Genomic DNA, 14350 nt, shown 5'->3' with positions numbered 1-14350 from the left:
AATTTATTTTGTAGCAAATATATAGTCATCTATATATTCGCCTATTCTATCTTTTAATAATTCTTTAGCTGAAAGCTCTAAAACTCCATCTCTCACCTTTTTATATTGAGTATGCATAAATTGGCTTACTAACGTTATTGGAATATCTACTTTACTTAAATTATCAAGCATTTTGTCTAATGCAAAATTAACATCTTCTCTTGGCATATAGTATCTACATCTATCTGATAAACTATATCTCCTATCAAACTTAATTTTCTCACTACTTCCTGAATAGTGCTTCTCCCAATCCTTTGGATCTTTTATCATGTTAAATTCTAATACATCCATAAATCTTGATAGTTCTAAATCTGGATTATACTTTAAAAGTTCATTTTCCATGGCATTTAAAGCAAATGCACCTTCTCTAAATCCGAAAGTTAAAGCTGGTCCTACTTTTAAAATTATATATCCGTCTTCCACCATTTCCTTTAAAGCCTTTGGAGTTTGATAATCAGTAGAATGAGCTTCAAATGCTAAATTTTCATAATCATTTAAAGCCTCTGTAAGCTCTTTTGCATTATCCCTATTATAGCCCCATACATGATCACTACTAAATTCAACACCTGGTTGAACGACAACTCCAACTACATAGTTCCACGCTTCCTCTAAACCTTCATTCTTGAATGATTCTTTAAAAGTTTCTACTGTAGTCTTAAAGTTTGAAACCTTAGTTACTGCTATTCCCTCTTCTTCCTCTTCCTCAGCTTGTGCCCCTCCCGGTATTGGAACTTCACTTCCAATTACATAAACAGGGTGTATAGCATCTTTATTTATCTCAAGTAATTCTTTATAAGCATCTTCACAAACTTTGCAAAGTGTTGCAGCTCTTTTTGATATTATCTCATCTCCAAAGTTTCCAGATTCTAAGTCACCTTTTATAGGCATACTTGTATCTAAATGAATCTTAGTAAACCCTGCAAGTACATACTCCCTAACTAATTCCTTTGAATTTTCCATAGCTTCTTTAGGATCTAATTTAGTCCATGTAAGTGGTCCTAAATGATCTCCCCCTAAAATAATTCTACTTTTTGGAAAATTATTAACTTCTGCTAATTTATAAATATAATCAACATAATCTTTAGGCTTCATACCAGTATATCCACCAAACTGATCTACTTGATTTGCAGTTGATTCAATTAGTAGATGCATATTAGTATCTTTTAACCTACTCATTGCTGCTTCAATAACATACTGATTTGAGCAACATACTGAAAATATTCCCACATTTTCTCCACTTTTATATCTTTTTACTATTTCATAAATAGGATGTCCCATTCTTTCACCTCTTTTTATTAATCTATATTATTACTTTGACATATTCATCTATTGCCTTACTCCTTGATTAATTTAATAATCTAATTAAGCTCTATTATTACTTCCACATACCATTATTTTGTGTGCAACTATAGCTTTCATAGCTTCTTTACCAGGTGTCATATACTTTCTTGGATCATTAGCTTCTGGGTTATCTATAAAGTATTTCTTTACAGCATTTGAAAAAGGTATCTTTAAGTCAGTTGCTACATTAACCTTGCATATACCAAGTGATATAGCTTTCTTTACTAATTCATCTGGAACATCTGATGCACCATGTAATACTAAAGGTACATCTACCTTTTCTCTAATTTCCTTTAATCTTTCAAAATCAAGTTTAGCTGTACCTTTGTATAATCCATGAGCTGTTCCAATAGCAACTGCTAATGAATCTATACCTGTTTTCTCTACAAAATCCTTTGCTTGATCTGGATTTGTATACATAGCATCCTTTTCATCTACAACAAGATCATCTTCTTGTCCACCTAACCTACCAAGTTCTGCTTCAACTGTAGCATCAAACTTATGTGCATAATCCACTACTTCTTTTACTATCTTTATATTATTTTCATATGTCTCATGAGAGGCATCAATCATCGTTGACTTAAATCCAATATCAACATAATGCTTTATTGCATCCACATCTTCAAAATGATCTAAATGTATAGCAATTGGTATATCATACTTCTTTGCAGCAACTTCAGCCATGCTTACAATATATTCTCCGCCAGCATATGAAATTGTTGATGGTGTACCAGCTAATATAACTGGTGATCTAAGTTCTACCGCTGTCTCAATAACAACTTGTAGCGTTTCTAAATTATGAATATTAAATGCAGGTACTGCATATCCTTCTCTTTGTGCTTTCTTTAACATTTCTCTAGTTGATAAAATATTTCCCATTTTAGTTGCCCTCTTCCTGTAATTATTTTTTAAATTCCATCTAATTCTTCTATATCTTCATCTTCTTCTACACTTTTAAGTTCAAAAGCTTTTATTGAACTTATGCCTGAATTCATTGCAAAATCTACTAAATCATCTACACCCATTCCATCTCTACAAAGAGAAGTTTCAAGTATCATCCCTAAATTAGTTCCTGAAATAACTCTTATATTCTTATTAGATAACTTTTGACTAAGCATAACTGATACTTTAAATGGTGACCCTCCAGCTAAATCTGAAAGTACAAGAACTTCATCACACTCAAGACCTTGTATAGCTTCTTGAAGCTTAACTTCTAAACTTTCAGTACTATCATCATCTGTAAAATCTACCCCTAATAACTTTTCTTGTTCTCCCGCTATAAGCCTAAGTGAGCTTAATATTCCTGATGCAAAATTGCCATGTCCTGTTACTATTATTCCAACCATAAGAAGTCTCCTCTCATAACTAACTATTTATTATATGGGTGTATTATTACACCTTTAACTACTCTATTAACAGTTCCATCTGGCCTTGGATTATCTGGTGAAATTCCAAGATGTAATGAGCTAAATAATCCAAATATTTGTCCAAACAACATATAGTTAAATACTGTATAAACTTCTGGAACTTCTTGTCCATCTATTTCTAAATATTTATCACAAAGTGAATTTAATTCATCATTCTTCTTGTAGCTAATAACAGCTAATTTATGCTTACCTACGTCACCATGTATTTCTCTAATTAAATCCATATCATATAGGCTTGTATACTCATTAGTTGAATTCATAAATATAACTAATGTATTATCATTTATTATTGATTTTGGACCATGTCTAAAACCAAGAACTGACTCACAAACGGTTACTGTTTTTCCACTAGTTAATTCTAGATTCTTAAGAGCCATCTCTTGGCATAACCCTTTTAATGCACCTGAGCCTAAATAAACAACTCTCTCACAATTTAAATCTACTAAATCTTTTACTTCACTCCACTTATTGTCTAAGATTAAATCTGCTTGATCTGATACTCTATCTACATATTTTTTGTTCTCTTCTAAATTCTTAATATCAAATGCTAGAAGTGTTGCAAGTAACATACAACTAAAGGAACTTGTCATAGCAAAACTCTTATCATTAGACTCCTTTGGCATAAGTAGACAAAGAGCATTGTCATTCTTCATTGATTTCCTTGCAAGTTCTCCATTTTCATTACACGTAATTACCAGCTGTGCTATATCTTTTACGTTTTCTTGGAATATATCATAAGCTCCAACACTTTCTGGACTATTACCTGATCTTGCATATGATACTAATATTGTTTTAGTATCTTCTTCTAAAAATTCTTGTGGATTTGATACTAAATCAGTTGTAGCTATAGCTTCAACTCTTAACTTTAATGTCTTTGCAAGATGAAGATAAACTGAATCTCCAACATAATCTGAAGTACCAGCACCAGTTAATATTATTCTAGTATTACTAGTTATATTCTTATTTAGAAATTCTTCTATTTTATTTTTATTATCATTTATTATTCTATATGTCTCTCTCCATAATTTTGGTTGTTGTCTAATTTCAGTTCCAGTAAACTCTGCTCCTAATTCTTTTAATCTTTCTTCTGTAAATCCAAAAATCATTTTTTTACCCTCCCATAACTGTTAATGTTGTCATTACCAGTTGTTTTAAAAATTTTTTATTTTAAATTTTATTATCTTTACTTAATTATTTTTCAGCTGAACTCTATATTTAAATTTGTCACCTCTAGCTATTCCAACAGTATACTCTATAAGCTTACTGTTTTCGTAAGTATATCTTTCTATCTTTAAGCTTGGCGCTCCTTCATGGATTTCTAAATATATACTTTCAAGTTTATTTGTAAGAATTGGTTCAAAGTATTCCTCAGCAAAAGTTAGCTTTGTATTATATTCTTCAGTTAAAACATCATACATAGCTCTTCCTTCTAATTGATCCTTTGATAATCCTTCAAATCTTTCAAATGGTAAATATGTTATTTCATACATCATTGGGACATTATCTGCTTTTCTAATTCTTATAATCTTGTAGACTAAATCCTCTTCCTTCATCCTAAATTTGCTTGCTAGTTTCTCACCTGATTGTATAATCTCAAAACCAACTATTTGTGATGAAGGTTCCTTACCAATCTTTTTCATTTCTTCTGTAAAAGAATAAAATGAAACTAAATCTTGATTTACCCTCTTTGGTGCAACAAATGTTCCTTTACCATGTACCTTATATATATATCCATCTCTCTCAAGTTCATCTAAGGCTTGTCTTACTGTTGTTCTACTTACATCATAAATTTCACAAATCTCTCTTTCTGAAAGTAATTGCTCATTTTCTCCTAAGCTTTTATTGATCTTTTCTATCAATATATCCATAAGCTGTAAGTACAACGGGATTCTAGAATTTTTATCTATAACCTTCACTTGTCATTACCATCCTATTATTTTATTAAATTAAATATAAAATATATTGAAAAAATACTATCTAAATACTTCTTCTATTTCATTATAATCATTATATGCCACATTATGCAACAAAAATTTTATATATATCGAAAACTTGTTATTACCAGTTGTATTTTTTTCACATGTTTATTGAAAAAAGCTTAAGCAAATCATTGCTTAAGCTTTTTTCTTAACTAAACATTTAAATCTTTTATTTTATAATATTCCAATCCATCTTCCAGCTATACCAATTATAACTGTTACAAATATTAGTGCTATTGGAGAATGTCCTTTCTTAAGTAACTTATACATTACGAAAGTATATAATAAAGGTAATAGATTTGGCATTACTGCATCTAAAACACCTTCTTGAAGTTTTACCTCAGCTTGACCTGCTGTTATAACCCAAGTAGTCTTTAAACTAACCATTGAAGCTATAAGTCCACCAACAACTGTTAATCCAACTATTGAAGCAGCATGTGATATCTTCTTAGTTTGTTCTCTTAAATTAACTATAGCTTTAACACCTGTATTATAACCATAATTCATTAAGAAGAATCTTAAGAAGAAATGTATAGCATTAAATGATAGTAAGAATACTATTGGTCCTGCAATGTTTCCTTCACTTGCAATAGATGCTCCTATACCAACACATATAGGAAGGGCTGTTAACCAGCATAATGCGTCACCTATTCCACCTAAAGGTCCCATAGTTGCAACCTTTATAGCTCTTATTGTATTTCTATCCTCTTTGCTCTCTTCCATTGCTATTATTAATCCCATAATAAATGTAACTAAGAATGGATGAGTATTAAAGAATTCTAAGTGGTCTTTCATAGAATCTGAAAGGTCTTTTTTGTTTGTGTGTATCTTTTTAAGTCCTGGTAATAGACCATATAACCATCCACATGCCTGCATTCTTTCGTAGTTAAATGATGCTTGAAGGAATAATGACTTCCAAACCATTTTATTTAAGTCTTTTTTAGTTATTACCTTATCACTGCTAGCATTTTTATATCCTAAATCTGATTCAACAGTTGTATTTGCATTTTTATACTCTACTTTAGATGCCATCTTCATATTCCTCCTTTGCTACAACTACTTCTTTATGATTACTACTTGCATAATAATCATAAAGTGCTATACATAATCCAATTAAAGCAAGCGCTAATATTGGAATATTGAAGTAAGTTACTGCTAAAAATCCAACTATTAAGAAAGCTACATATTCTTTCTTAAGCATTATTTTAAGTAACATAGCAAATCCAATAGCAGGCATAATTCCACCAGCTACTGTCAATCCGCCTATAACAGTTTCTGGAATCATAGCAACTATATCAGCTGCTTTGTCTGAACCAAAGTATATTGGTAAGAATGCACATATGAAATATGATACAAATAATACTGCCATACCTGCGTAATTAATTTTACTAATTCCATTGGTATTGGCATCTTCGGCATATTTATCCGCCGTATGCATTACTGGCGAGAATGCTGTGAATAATAAAGTTATTCCAGCTTGTGCTGCTACTGCAAATGGTACTGCTATTCCAATTGCAGCTTGTGGATCAAGTTTACCTAAAATGGCTACACTTGTACCAATTATTCCTCCTATAACAACATTTGGTGGTTGAGCACCAGCAAGTGGTACCATCCCCATAAATACAACTTCTAAAGCAGCTCCTACCATAAGTCCAGTTGTCATATCACCAAGTATAAGTCCTACGATGGGTCCTGTTACTATCGGTCTGTGTATATGTGTTAATCCATTATACATATCAATACCAGCAATACCAGCCCAAATAGCAATCAATAACGCTTCTACTACCATTTAGTTCGTCCTCCCCTTTTAATAAATTTTTATTAAATATATGAATTAATATAAAATGAAAACAAATTAAACAAACTTCTCTATGTCAACATCTACTCTTTCGTCAGGAACTCTTCTAACCTCAACCTTTATTCCTTTGTCTATTATTTTCCTTATAGTTTTTTTATCATCTTCATCTAGTGAAACTGTTGATGATATTTGTTCTTTTCCTTCACTAAAATGCATATTACCAATATTTAATTTATCTATTGGAACTCCACCTTCAATTAGTCTTAAAGCATCTTGTGGTGTTCTACAAACTAAAAATATTTTTTGTCTGTCTGCTGCTTTATTGATTATCTTTATTGTTTTATCAATACTAAAGAACCTTGTTTCAATAACATCTGGTAATACCATCTGCATTAAATTTTGTTGTACCGGATCCTTTGATACCTCATCATTTGCAACTAATATTAAATTAGCACCTAAATGATTTACCCAAGTTACTCCAACTTGTCCATGAATTAAACGGTTATCTACCCTTGTCAATAATATATTTGGCATAATACTCCTCCTACTATCTATAATTTTTTAAAATTTATTACATTTTTTGTTATCACCGGTGGTAATTACCACTTAATTCCAGTGTAAATGTTTTCCATTTTATTGTCAATATTTATTTGTAATTTTCTTCCAATAATCAATGGAATTCATATCAGATTTCCTTTTACATTACTATACTTATTTTTAATGCAAATTAATTATTACTAAAAGTAAAAAAGATGTGCTAAAAATAGCACATCTTTTTTTAACAATCTTTTTATTGATTTTCCACAATCCCCTTACCTCTAAAGAAAATTCTATAACTTACTAAAGTTAATAATGATATGATAATTAAAAAGAAACCAGTAAACTCAACTGATATAAGTGTCATAAGCCCCATATATAATATTAAACTAGATAAAAACATAATTCCAAGTGTAAGTAAGTTAACTTTTTTTTGTAATCCATTTATTATATCCATCATTTCTTTTTCTTTAAGCTCTTTACCTTCATATTTTTTAGCGAGAATAATTGGCATTACTCCACCTATTATTTTTTTACTTATTAAATCACAAATAAATATGATGAATACACCAATAATTGAAATAGTAAATATATCGAAGGTTTCAATCTGTACTGGTAATACCGTCTCAACTAATTTAAAAGCTAAAAATAAAGTTCCTCCAACTAAAGAAATTATAGGCAAAGTAACTATCATCATCATACCAGTAACTTTTAAATTGGATTTTAACCCATTCCCTTTATTAAGCCCAAAGCTAAAAACAAACATAGATACAAATGTAATAATTAATAATAGAATAATAATTGCTAAATACTTCATTTTAATCATCCCCTTCTATATTTTTATAATTAATAAATATTATATCACCATTTTTTACCATTTAACAAGTAAGCCTTTTTCATAAAAGTAAAAGGCATCTATACAATTGTATAGATACCTTCTGCAAAATATTAGTTTATAAATTTATTAATATGTTTAATTAATCTACTTCCTTCATAGAAAGAGATATTCTTTTTCTCTTTTCATCTACTTCTAATATTCTAACCTTTATAACATCACCAACTTTAACTATATCAAGAGGATGCTTTACAAATCTATTTGCCATTTGACTCTTATGAACTAATCCATCTTGGTGTACTCCAATATCAACAAATGCACCAAAATCTGAAACGTTTCTAACAGTTCCCATAAGTGTCATTCCTGATTTTAGATCCTTTAAATCTATAACACCTGTTTTTAGTATAGGCTTTGGCATATCTTCTCTTGGATCTCTACCTGGCTTTTGTAATTCTTTTATTATATCTTTTAAAGTAAGCTCTCCAACTTCTAATTCTTTAGAAAGATTACTTAATCCCCTTAACTTAACTCTATCTTCTATATCTATCAAGTTTTTATTTTTTAAGTCATCCATAGTATATCCTAGGATCTCTATAAGCTTCTTAGCTGCGTCATATGATTCTGGATGGACTGAAGTATTGTCTAATGGATTCTTACTTTCCATAACCCTCAAGAAACCTGCACATTGTTCAAAAGCTTTTTGACCTAATCTCTTAACTTTTAAAAGTTCTTTTCTTGTTTTAAATTCACCATTTTCTTCTCTATAGGCTACTATATTATCAGCAATACTTGCATTTATACCAGATATATGTGTTAAAAGGCTAGGTGTAGCTGTATTTAAGTCAACTCCAACTTTATTAACTGAGTCTTCTACAACTCCATTTAAGGATTCCTCTAATCTCTTTTGAGTTACATCATGCTGATATTGACCAACGCCAATAGCTTTCGGATCTATCTTAACAAGTTCTGCTAATGGATCTTGTAATCTTCTACCTATTGATATAGCACCTCTTACAGTAACGTCTAGATCCGGATATTCCTTTGTAGCAAGCTTTGATGCTGAATATACTGAAGCTCCTGCTTCTGATACAATTACATACGCTATTTCTTTTCCATTTTCTTCCTTTATCTCTTTAATCATTTCTCCAATAACTTCTTCTGACTCTCTTGAAGCTGTTCCATTTCCTAAAGATATAACGTCAACATCATATTTATTTATAAGTTCTTTTAATTTATTTTTAGTTCCTTGAACATCATTTTTAGGTGCTGTTGGATATACAGCAGTATTTTCTAAGAATTTACCTGTACTATCTAATATAGCAACCTTACATCCTGTTCTAAATCCAGGGTCAAATCCCATAACAACTTTACCTTTTATAGGCGCTTGAAGTAATAGAGCTTTAAGATTTTCCTTAAATATATTTATAGCTCCTTCTTCCCCCTTATCAGTAAGTTCACTTCTAATTTCTCTTTCAATTGAAGGATATATAAGTCTTTTTAAAGAATCTTTTATAGCTTCTTTTAGTAATTCATCAGTTTCTTTATTTCCCTTTAATAAATTATTTTCTAGATAATTTATTATTTTATCTTCATTTGAGACTACTTTAACTGATAGAACCTTTTCTTTTTCTCCTCTATTTATAGCAAGTATTCTATGTGGAGGTATCTTTTTAACTTCTTCACTGTAATCATAATACATTTCAAAAGGAGTTGGTTCTGTGCTATCACCTTTCGTTTCAATTAATCCTTCATTGAACACAAAGTTTCTTATCCACTTTCTATATTTCGCTTCATCTGAAACAGTTTCTGCAATTATATCTAATGCACATTTAATTGCATCTTCTCCGCTTCCTACTCCCTTTTCCTTATCTATAAACTTCTTAGCCTCTTCATTTATGTTACCTTTAAAAGTTCCACTTAATATAAGTTCTCCAAGTGGCTTTAATCCTTTTTCTAATGCAATAGTAGCCCTTGTTCTCTTTTTAGGTTTAAAAGGTCTATATATATCTTCAACTTCTGTTAATGTCTCAGCTTTTTGAAGAGCGATACTTATCTCTTCTGTAAGGTTTCCTTGCTCTTCTATAATTTTAGTTACTGCTTCTTTTCTATCTTCTAAATTTCTTAAATATGTTAACCTTTCTTCTAAGTTTCTTAAAACTTCATCAGAAAGTCCACCTGTCATTTCTTTTCTATATCTTGCAATGAAAGGAACAGTATTTCCTCCATCCAATAATTCAACAACATTATTAATTGCACTTAATTTAAGTCCAAGCTCTTTGGCTAATCTCTCATTGATATTCATCCTAAAACCTCCAAAATTAGTTATATCTTTATTATACCCTTCTTCACTAACGTGATAAACTTTTTTGGGTTATTTTGCTTATTAATTCTTTATTACATATTGTAATTATGTTAAGTTCTAGTATAATTTAAATTGTAAATATTTTCCAGTAAAGGTGGTCTTGATATGAATAAATATATAGAAAAATTAATCTCTCTATTGCTAGTAGTACTTATCTTATTACTAACATTTAATCACTTTAAAATAATACAATTTTCTAAAGTGCTAAAAGATTCATTTTCATTCTTAACATTAATTTTGATTATTATTTCATCAGTTACAGTAATAAACGGGAAAAAATCAGGCATCTATAAGTTTATAAATTATATAATACTAATTAGCGCTATATTTGGTGGAATCTATGTAATAATTAATTCAAAGCTTAATTTAAGCGTGTATATATGTCTTTTATTTACTCTATCATATGCTATTGTAGATATGCTTTATAAAAAAGCTTAGCTTAAACACAACTTCTTTTAATCATAATAATTATAAACATATAATAAACTTAAGTATAACAATTATTGATGGGAGAAGTTAATGAAATCTAAAATATATAAAGTTTGCACTATTATTTCTGCAATAATATTTATTTTTTTCTTAGTTCTTAGATGCACTGTTCATCACTTTAGTTCCACTGATGTTAAAAATGATATAGCCTTTTTATCTTCTGAACAATTTAACGGTAGACTATGTGGAACTAATGAAAATGAACAGGTTGCAAATTATATAGCTGAAGAATTTAAGGAATTAGACCTTAAACCTATAGATAAAGACTATACTCAAGGCTTTCAAGTTGTAGCTCCATTTAAAAATGATGAAGTTCCAACACTTGAAATAAAGAAAGATGATAGTACTGTGAAAAAGTTTAAGTATGGTACTGATTTTAAAGAGGACATGCTTAATTTTAAAGTTTCAGATGTAACACTATCCTCTGAAGATAATTTAAACATATTTCCCTCTTCTATATCTTTTAAAAAGGGTGGAGATTTATTCTTACTTTATGTAAGTAAGGAAGATAATTTTAAATTTAGAAGTTCTTTTGTACATGAATCACCAGTATCTTTTGCCATAGCTATTACAAAGGATACATATAATGAAATAGTAACTGCTATAAAAAATAATTCTGAAATATCGATATCTCTTCCTTATACTTTAAAGACAACAGAAGTTTATAATGTAGCTGGTAAAATTGAAGGAAAGGATAGTAATATTCCTCCACTTATCCTTACAGCTCATTTTGATCATATGGGTGCCGATTGCTTAGATAATATATATGCAGGTGCTCTTGATAATGCATCTGGTGCATCATTTTTATTAGAGCTTGCTCGTTATCTATCCACTCTACCAAAACCCAATAGAGATATTATTTTTATTGGATTAAATGGAGAAGAGTTTGGACTTATAGGCTCTAATAAATTTGCATCAAAATATAAGGATACTCTAAAAGATGCTAAGGTTATAAATTTTGATATGATTGGTGCCCCAGACTATCCTGTAACATTTATGAGAGGCGAAAAATCTCTTGAGGTTAAATCTGATCTTTTTAATGACCTTGAAAGTATATGTAAAGAATTAGGCCTAGAATATAACACTAAATATGAAGATGCCAGTGATCATGCTAGCTTTATTAATAACGGATTTGATTCTCTTACTATTTCTCATAGTGATGTAAGTAGAATTCATACTCCAGATGATAAGATAGAATTTATCTCTGAAGATGCAATAACATCAGCTTATAAGCTATGTAATAAATATATTATTGATAATAATTATAATCCAATTTTAAAAATATTATTTAATGATATAGTTCATGCTGTTTCATTCATTATCTTTTTAATGTTTATTGGTTATCCAATTCTAAAAAGAATAGATAAACATAAAAGAGCGAAATAGATTATAATATAATTTAAAAAGGCTGTGTTATAACTAGCTTAGTAAGCCAGATATAATACAGCCCTTTTCTATAAATTATTATCTAATATTTTATAGTTTGCTAAAATTAAATATAATATGCTATATCTTCTATACTATATTTATAATTATTAGCTAATTCTTCTAATGTAATTGAGTCAAAGTACTCATTAATTTTTTTGTTTATAACATCCCAAAGATTTTCATAAAGATATTCCGAAAGTTGATTATTCTCTTTCTCATTATCAATTAAAACTAACTTTCCTTCTAGACTTCTTAAAATTTCACCAACAGTAATAGTTCTAGCATCTCTTGTTAAAAAATATCCGCCTTGTGGACCTTTCTTTCCTTCTATTATTCCGTCTTTTCTTAAAGAAGAAAATATTTGTTCTAAATATTTTTCTGATATATCCTGCCTTTTTGAAACAGCCTTTAAAGTTACTGTTTCACAAGAAGAGTACATATATATATCTATCAATGCTTTTAATCCATATCTTCCTTTTGTTGAAATTTTCATATAATCACCATTCCTTAAAAGCTATTTGCTTTGATTATTTCCATGGTTACTATTCTCTCCATAAAAAATATTTTTGTCAATAGCTTTGAAACTATTTCCTACAGTGATGGCTGTAACCATAGTCCCATTTACATTAAGCATTGTACGTCCCATATCAAGGATTGGATCTATAGCAAGTATTCCACCTGCTAAAGAAAAATAACTTCCCATTCCCATACCAGAAATAACAACTGATACTGAAACTGTTGCTGTTCCTGGTATTCCTGCTATCCCAACAGAACTTATAACGATTATTATAAGAAGCATTATATAAAATGAAAAATTCATAGGTGTTCCTGACATATTAGCTATAGCAACTGCCATTAAAGCTGGATATATAGCAGCACATCCATTCATACCTGCATTTGCTCCAATACTACCAACAAAACTTGATATTCCATTTTCAAGACCAACTTTTTCTGTTAATGTCTCTATTGTAACTGGTAGCGTTCCAAGACTTGAACGTGAAGTGAATGCAAGTATTAATGGCTCCATAACATTTTTCACATATCTAATTGGATTAAGTCCATTTAATGCAACTATTATAAGATGTACTATAAACATTAATATTATACTTACATAAAGTGCCCCAATAAAATTAATAACTCCAAGTATTGCTGCAAGACCTTTACTTGCAATTGTATTAGCTAATAGTGGAATAACTGCATATGGCATAAATTTTATTACTGTCATAGCAATACTAACAATTATCTTATATGATCCTTCAACTAAATCCTCAACTGGCTTTATCTTATCATGATGCTTCTTTGATAGTCTCTTCATAGCAATACCAATAAATGCTGCGAAAATTACTACTGCAACTACATTTCCTTCTGCCATGGCCTTAATTGGATTTGATGGTAATAGACCTCTTATTGTATCAATTATTGAAGTTACCTCCTTCATCTCTGAAGTTGAATTCATAACTTCAAGCCCCACCCCTAGTTTAAATAAGTTTCCTACAATAATTCCAATTATTGCTGCAATTGCTGTTGTTAAAAGTAATACAAGTATTGTTCTAACAGTAAGCTTACTTAAATTTTCTCCATTTTTCATATCAGTAATAACTTTTATTATTGATATGAAAACTAATGGAATAACTAGCATTTTTAATAAGTCCATAAATCCATAGCCAATTAGTCCGTACCACTTCACTGTTTCATTTACCCAAGATATCTTATCTGGACTATCTGGGAAACCAGCAACACCCTGTATAATTCCTCCAAGAACAAGCCCTAGTATTGTCGCTACTATCATACGTTTTGAAAAACTAGACTTATTCTTTTCAAGCTTTTTAATAATAAAAAATACCCCTATTAAAAATAAAATAAATAAAATTGTTTTAAAATCTGTAATCATAAGAAAATCTGAAAAAAATGTACTATTCATAATTAATCCCCCTTTTTATATTATTCATATAGATTTACTAGGTTTTATTATTATAATAATAACTTCCTAATGAAAATGTGTCAATAATTAATATATTTTTTTAATTTATTTAAATAAAATATAGATATATAGTTATTAATTAACACTATATGATTCAGTAGTAAAATAGGTATATAAAATAGAGACATAGTTAT

The 14350-nt window shown here is 29.5% G+C and carries 14 protein-coding genes; 2 read left to right on the top strand and 12 right to left on the bottom strand.

All coding sequences use genetic code 11. The features are described from left to right. Window positions 1–3: 3 nt before the first annotated feature. The 10 genes from ACQPUW_RS00570 to ACQPUW_RS00525 form a co-directional block, all read right to left on the bottom strand. Window positions 4–1317 (bottom strand): class II D-tagatose-bisphosphate aldolase non-catalytic subunit, encoded by a 1314-nt coding sequence (locus tag ACQPUW_RS00570; protein WP_430835568.1) that lies wholly within the window; start codon window positions 1315–1317, stop codon window positions 4–6. 84 nt (window positions 1318–1401) lie between these two features. Then, window positions 1402–2259, bottom strand: coding sequence for a tagatose bisphosphate family class II aldolase (locus ACQPUW_RS00565; RefSeq protein ID WP_430835567.1), 858 nt, complete (start codon window positions 2257–2259; stop codon window positions 1402–1404). A 29-nt stretch (window positions 2260–2288) separates the two neighbouring features. Next, window positions 2289–2726 carry a PTS galactosamine/N-acetylgalactosamine transporter subunit IIA gene (gene agaF / locus ACQPUW_RS00560; RefSeq protein ID WP_430835566.1) on the bottom strand — a complete coding sequence of 146 codons (438 nt, stop codon included), beginning with the start codon at window positions 2724–2726 and terminating at the stop codon, window positions 2289–2291. Window positions 2727–2749: 23 nt separating this feature from the next. Continuing rightward, a complete protein-coding gene (locus tag ACQPUW_RS00555) occupies window positions 2750–3913 on the bottom strand; it encodes an SIS domain-containing protein (protein ID WP_430835565.1) in 1164 nt (387 codons plus the stop codon). A gap of 81 nt (window positions 3914–3994) precedes the next feature. Further along, the gene (locus tag ACQPUW_RS00550) at window positions 3995–4723 is read right to left on the bottom strand and encodes a GntR family transcriptional regulator (RefSeq protein WP_430835564.1); all 729 of its coding nucleotides are present in this window, start codon (window positions 4721–4723) and stop codon (window positions 3995–3997) included. Window positions 4724–4960: 237 nt separating this feature from the next. Further along, entirely contained in the window at window positions 4961–5818 is an 858-nt protein-coding gene (locus tag ACQPUW_RS00545) for a PTS system mannose/fructose/sorbose family transporter subunit IID (protein WP_430835563.1), read from the bottom strand. After that, a complete protein-coding gene (gene agaW, locus ACQPUW_RS00540; protein ID WP_430835562.1) occupies window positions 5808–6575 on the bottom strand; it encodes a PTS N-acetylgalactosamine transporter subunit IIC in 768 nt (255 codons plus the stop codon). Before agaW ends, ACQPUW_RS00545 begins: the two co-directional genes overlap by 11 nt. A 66-nt stretch (window positions 6576–6641) precedes the next feature. Continuing rightward, the gene (gene agaB, locus ACQPUW_RS00535) at window positions 6642–7118 is read right to left on the bottom strand and encodes a PTS galactosamine transporter subunit IIB (protein ID WP_430835561.1); all 477 of its coding nucleotides are present in this window, start codon (window positions 7116–7118) and stop codon (window positions 6642–6644) included. A 256-nt stretch (window positions 7119–7374) separates the two neighbouring features. Continuing rightward, the gene (locus tag ACQPUW_RS00530) at window positions 7375–7938 is read right to left on the bottom strand and encodes a hypothetical protein (RefSeq protein WP_430835560.1); all 564 of its coding nucleotides are present in this window, start codon (window positions 7936–7938) and stop codon (window positions 7375–7377) included. A 160-nt stretch (window positions 7939–8098) separates the two neighbouring features. Then, a complete protein-coding gene (locus ACQPUW_RS00525; RefSeq protein WP_430835559.1) occupies window positions 8099–10258 on the bottom strand; it encodes a Tex family protein in 2160 nt (719 codons plus the stop codon). Between the two features lie 165 nt (window positions 10259–10423). On the opposite strand from ACQPUW_RS00525, the gene ACQPUW_RS00520 reads away from it, so the two are divergent. Both ACQPUW_RS00520 and ACQPUW_RS00515 read left to right on the top strand, forming a co-directional pair. After that, window positions 10424–10756: a hypothetical protein gene (locus ACQPUW_RS00520; protein WP_221861128.1), complete on the top strand. Its 333-nt coding sequence runs from the start codon at window positions 10424–10426 to the stop codon at window positions 10754–10756. 81 nt (window positions 10757–10837) lie between these two features. Continuing rightward, window positions 10838–12193 carry a M28 family metallopeptidase gene (locus tag ACQPUW_RS00515; protein ID WP_430835558.1) on the top strand — a complete coding sequence of 452 codons (1356 nt, stop codon included), beginning with the start codon at window positions 10838–10840 and terminating at the stop codon, window positions 12191–12193. Window positions 12194–12299: 106 nt separating this feature from the next. On the opposite strand, the gene ACQPUW_RS00510 is transcribed toward ACQPUW_RS00515, so the two are convergent. Beyond that, the gene (locus tag ACQPUW_RS00510; RefSeq protein WP_430835557.1) at window positions 12300–12728 is read right to left on the bottom strand and encodes an RrF2 family transcriptional regulator; all 429 of its coding nucleotides are present in this window, start codon (window positions 12726–12728) and stop codon (window positions 12300–12302) included. Window positions 12729–12749: 21 nt separating this feature from the next. Further along, window positions 12750–14156 carry a cation:dicarboxylate symporter family transporter gene (locus ACQPUW_RS00505; RefSeq protein ID WP_430835556.1) on the bottom strand — a complete coding sequence of 469 codons (1407 nt, stop codon included), beginning with the start codon at window positions 14154–14156 and terminating at the stop codon, window positions 12750–12752. Window positions 14157–14350 lie beyond the last annotated feature (194 nt).

It is taken from the genome of Clostridium sardiniense (genome assembly GCF_050584765.1).
GTDB lineage: Bacteria > Bacillota > Clostridia > Clostridiales > Clostridiaceae > Clostridium > Clostridium sardiniense_A.
Note: the sequence above shows the minus strand (reverse complement) of the source record. Positions and strands in the feature narration are given on the sequence as shown.

Coding starts and splice junctions, on each gene's coding strand:
- ACQPUW_RS00525 (WP_430835559.1), bottom strand. CDS start 10,258: ATGAATATCAATGAGAGATTAGCCAAAGAGCTTGGACTTAAATTAAGT.
- ACQPUW_RS00545 (WP_430835563.1), bottom strand. CDS start 5,818: ATGGCATCTAAAGTAGAGTATAAAAATGCAAATACAACTGTTGAATCA.
- ACQPUW_RS00510 (WP_430835557.1), bottom strand. CDS start 12,728: ATGAAAATTTCAACAAAAGGAAGATATGGATTAAAAGCATTGATAGAT.
- ACQPUW_RS00520 (WP_221861128.1), top strand. CDS start 10,424: ATGAATAAATATATAGAAAAATTAATCTCTCTATTGCTAGTAGTACTT.
- agaF (WP_430835566.1), bottom strand. CDS start 2,726: ATGGTTGGAATAATAGTAACAGGACATGGCAATTTTGCATCAGGAATA.
- ACQPUW_RS00555 (WP_430835565.1), bottom strand. CDS start 3,913: ATGATTTTTGGATTTACAGAAGAAAGATTAAAAGAATTAGGAGCAGAG.
- ACQPUW_RS00515 (WP_430835558.1), top strand. CDS start 10,838: ATGAAATCTAAAATATATAAAGTTTGCACTATTATTTCTGCAATAATA.
- agaB (WP_430835561.1), bottom strand. CDS start 7,118: ATGCCAAATATATTATTGACAAGGGTAGATAACCGTTTAATTCATGGA.
- ACQPUW_RS00530 (WP_430835560.1), bottom strand. CDS start 7,938: ATGAAGTATTTAGCAATTATTATTCTATTATTAATTATTACATTTGTA.
- ACQPUW_RS00505 (WP_430835556.1), bottom strand. CDS start 14,156: ATGAATAGTACATTTTTTTCAGATTTTCTTATGATTACAGATTTTAAA.
- ACQPUW_RS00565 (WP_430835567.1), bottom strand. CDS start 2,259: ATGGGAAATATTTTATCAACTAGAGAAATGTTAAAGAAAGCACAAAGA.
- agaW (WP_430835562.1), bottom strand. CDS start 6,575: ATGGTAGTAGAAGCGTTATTGATTGCTATTTGGGCTGGTATTGCTGGT.
- ACQPUW_RS00570 (WP_430835568.1), bottom strand. CDS start 1,317: ATGGGACATCCTATTTATGAAATAGTAAAAAGATATAAAAGTGGAGAA.